The 3710-nt window shown below is 36.8% G+C and carries 6 protein-coding genes; 1 reads left to right on the top strand and 5 read right to left on the bottom strand.

The window, feature by feature from the left end; genetic code table 11:
• Positions 1–27: 27 nt before the first annotated feature.
• Positions 28–198 carry a hypothetical protein gene (locus H1P_RS37135; protein ID WP_222427409.1) on the bottom strand — a complete coding sequence of 57 codons (171 nt, stop codon included), beginning with the start codon at positions 196–198 and terminating at the stop codon, positions 28–30.
• 668 nt (positions 199–866) lie between these two features.
• Between H1P_RS37135 and H1P_RS35120 the strand changes: the two genes are divergently transcribed.
• Complete coding sequence (locus tag H1P_RS35120) at positions 867–1412, top strand: DUF433 domain-containing protein (protein WP_144876390.1); 546 nt, start codon at positions 867–869, stop codon at positions 1410–1412.
• Between the two features lie 190 nt (positions 1413–1602).
• On the opposite strand, the gene H1P_RS35115 is transcribed toward H1P_RS35120, so the two are convergent.
• The 4 genes from H1P_RS35115 to H1P_RS35100 form a co-directional block, all read right to left on the bottom strand.
• Positions 1603–1797, bottom strand: a complete 195-nt coding sequence (locus H1P_RS35115; RefSeq protein ID WP_144876388.1) for a hypothetical protein — start codon at positions 1795–1797, stop codon at positions 1603–1605.
• A 511-nt stretch (positions 1798–2308) separates the two neighbouring features.
• Positions 2309–2611, bottom strand: coding sequence for a hypothetical protein (locus H1P_RS35110; protein WP_144876386.1), 303 nt, complete (start codon positions 2609–2611; stop codon positions 2309–2311).
• Between the two features lie 93 nt (positions 2612–2704).
• The gene (locus H1P_RS35105; RefSeq protein WP_144876384.1) at positions 2705–3073 is read right to left on the bottom strand and encodes a hypothetical protein; all 369 of its coding nucleotides are present in this window, start codon (positions 3071–3073) and stop codon (positions 2705–2707) included.
• 143 nt (positions 3074–3216) lie between these two features.
• A complete protein-coding gene (locus H1P_RS35100; RefSeq protein WP_144876382.1) occupies positions 3217–3624 on the bottom strand; it encodes a hypothetical protein in 408 nt (135 codons plus the stop codon).
• Positions 3625–3710: the final 86 nt, after the last annotated feature.

Raw genomic sequence — 3710 nt, 5'->3', positions numbered from 1 at the left:
ATCCCTGGGAAAACTATTTGATTAACATTATTTAATCAAAGCGTCCCATTTTGATTGATTTGTAGAGCAATTCAGAGGCGCGATCACGTAGTGCCACAGCGATGCCCGATCGCGATCGCCTTGGGGGGCAAAAACATAATCTTTACATATTACATTTTGACGTGCGGAAAGAGAACCATAGGACAACCCATGGGACAACCCTCCATGCCTTGCCAGGTCTGGGTTGGGACTCCGAGGACAACTTTGGCTGTTTAATTTAAAAGAAAATTATTTTCAACCTCAACGTAGTCTGTGACAGTTGAAGAATTGAAGCTGTTTTCCCCCCGTGAGGTGAGATCATCTCTGTCTTGATTATTGTCGAAGTTTGTCCTCAAAAACATCAGCGTCCAACAACCGTCTTATGTCCTATTATTCTCCCTCACACCTAATGCACCCTCAAAAAATTCTAGACACGCATGGGGTATTTTTTAGACACGCGATAGCTCTTTTTCAGGTGAAGAAGAGGGGACAACCCAAGGGACAACCTACGGGACAACCTACGGGACAACCCTAGAAGCCTTACTCTGTATAGGTTGGGACAACCTGGACAACCCAAAACAGTTTTATTTAAAAGATTTTTATTTGACTCTTCCAAGAGCGACTTTTCCCTCGCCTAGAGATTTTAGTTCATCTTCATTCACAAATTGCTTTTCTCTAAATTTTGCCATTGTGACTTTCTAACTGTGGCATACCAATTCTTGACCAGGGTGAAGCCCTGGTCAAGAAGAAGAGAAAATTCCAAATAAGTAATCAAGAGCGGTCTCGGCATAGCAATATTTATTGAATATGTTATAGTATTCCCTATATAGGGAATACTTAATAAAAACATGGAAGCAATATTTACTCCAAACGAAGCAGCAGCTTTGGCTTACTTGCCAATTAAGCGAGTTTATAAAGAAATAGAATACAACATTATTCAACCTATTCAACCTCTAAGTAATAAACCTCGTCTTTCTTTTGCTGGGTTAATATATTTACGTGCGTTGAAAGAAATTAACTTTGAGTTTTCAGTTCAATATCGAGCTTCTTTATCTGAAAAAATAGTCAAAGCGACTGAAGAAAAAGAATTAACAGTAGAATTTGCCAAATTTTTTATCTTACAACTGAATAGTATTAGTCAAGAATTATCCGAATTAATTTCTCAATTTAATGAATGGAAAAGTTGTCTAGTAAACGATACTAATATTATGGGGGGTCAGACTGTATTTCCTAATTCTCGCTTATCTGTGTATCATCTTGGCAAGATAATAGCTCGCGGGGAATCACTTGAAGCTATTCGAGAAGATTATCCTTATTTATTAGAAATAGACCTCAAATTTGCTCCTCTTTATGTCAAAGCTTATCCTGTTATGGGCAGACCAAAACAAGATTAAAAGAGTTGTCCCAGTTGTCCCGTTCCTTGTCTGATGGGGTTTCTAGATTGTCCCACAGGTTGTCCCGCAGTTGTCCTGGGGGTTGTCCCCTGAGAATTCTTACTCTTGGCTCTCATCTTCTGCTATGGCATCTGCTATTTTAAGTTCTGCTATAGCAGCATCAATCAACTTCAACATCCCAGGCAGTTTTTTAGCTAGAGACGCTCTTTTTGGCGTTCAAGACCGATTCAAGCTCGATAATAAGACCGCTTCCACCACAAGCTATATGATAGGCATTTATTGCTTTACAGAGTATGGCTAGTTCTTTTGCAATTGATTCAGTCTTCTTATCGTCCTGTTCTATAATGTCGATCCCTAAAACAACTTCTTGAGATGAACTTTCCATAGTTTTTTTCCCAACTCTTTACTAATACTCCAGTACTAGATATTAAACACTATTTCCAACTCTTTACTAATACTCTAGTACTAAATATTAAACACTATTTCCAACTCTTTACTAATACTCTAGTACTAAATATTAAACACCATTTGTTCCCTCAAAGTCAATGCGATCCATTTATTATTTCACTAGATTCTTAATTAAGAGCAAAAACCTCATTGACACGTAATAACAATAGAAACAATAATATAAAGGAATCGCTATCAACAAGTAATAAATATCATCAACTATTAGATGATTTTGAGGTATTTTCTTGAGGGTAAAAATAAAAATTCCTAGAACGAACCAAGCTAATTCAATTAACTTATTCAAATAACAATTAATTTTATTTTCTAGAAAATTCAAGATTTCTCTTTGACCTTGTTCTGTATTACTATTAATGTCCTTTTAATTTTCATCATTTAGATGTACTTCTTAATTGATTCAAATTGATCTTTCGCCATGAGTGCGATCGTTACTAAATGGCATCTATCGTCAAATTGGGTAGTAGAGAATCCGCCCAAGTTACTTTTTGTTTTAATTCCAAATCTCTTTGATATCTTAAGTCTTTTTTCAGCCAGCAATCGTGTTGGTTCTTCAGTCCTACAAAATCAAATGCGTCTTCGCCATGAATCGCATATTCGGTTGTCAAGAGATTCGACGCTGAAAATTCAGGATCGCGAATAATATGACACACAGAAGCACTTATGGAATATCGAGTACATTGAGAAGATTTTTCTTTCCAATAAGGACATTTGATTTCTCTACAAACCGTTTTCATCTGTTTTTTCCAAATTTTATCAATTATAAGATTGTCTCTTTAGCTTCAATTTTCTGGGCAAATCTTTTTCAGCTTCAAGCAATATTTGATCTCTTAGAACTCAACATTCTCGTAGTCCCAAATTAGATTGGTTTCTATTTCTTGCCACTGATGCGGAGATAATTCTCCTGTTTTCTGAACACCGTATCTTTGTTTAATCCTCCCTTTCATCTCATCATATTCAATGCCGAGAGCTTTTCTATATTTTCTAATATTTTCCACAACAAAGTGAGTGATAATTTTTTCTCGCTCCTCGTTAAATACTTGAATCACTTCCATTAGAGCATCCTGGTTTTCTTCTCGGATAATTTCATCTAGGGTTAAACCAGATACCGCCAGTTCATAATATTTCACAAAGTAGGGAATATCTGAGAGGTCAATTAACCCCATCTCTTTCAACACTGCTTCTATCTCTTTCTGCATCTACTGTTCCTCCACAAGAGATTGCGCTTTCTATAATTGATTTTGACCGAGAAATTTTAGATTAAAGAATTTTGGATTTTAGATTAATCCCAAGCCCCTAAATTCATTTATGGGGTCAATCTTCAATCTTCAATCTCCAATCTTCAATCAGATGACTTTAGGTAATCCCAAAACTCTAGTAACTGATTATCAGAAAGATGAATTCGGCTTCTTTTGCCATATTTCTCCATTAAGTGTTTGATTCCTTGCTCTTTGCCCCATCCCAATCGTTTCATTTCTTCATCTATTGACTCAATAATCTCCGATAATCGGTATTCAACTATTTCCCCTCTTGGGGTAGGCTCTGGCTGATGGAAAAGGTTTCCTTGAGTTGATGAAAGAATTAGCTCTAAATGCGCCTTTTCAGCCAATGTTAAATAGTTCTCTCTCAGCCAGTTAATTTCTGGTTCACTCGCCCCTGTTGTTGCCAGTAATTTAATTAAGTCGTTCTTTGTACTACAAGCTAATATCCGCTCTTTGGTAGAGTCGATGGGAGGTATAACCCTCCGCACCTCTCTGTGAAATCTGGACGTGCCTCTTTCGATGCATCCAGCTTCCGAAAATCTTTAATCTTTCCGACTTTTGCCCATATGCACAT

It is taken from the genome of Hyella patelloides LEGE 07179, from assembly GCF_900659865.1.
GTDB classification, from domain to species: Bacteria; Cyanobacteriota; Cyanobacteriia; order Cyanobacteriales; family Xenococcaceae; genus Hyella; species Hyella patelloides.
The sequence above is the reverse complement of the archived record's forward strand: the minus strand, read 5'-3'. Positions and strand labels throughout refer to the sequence as shown.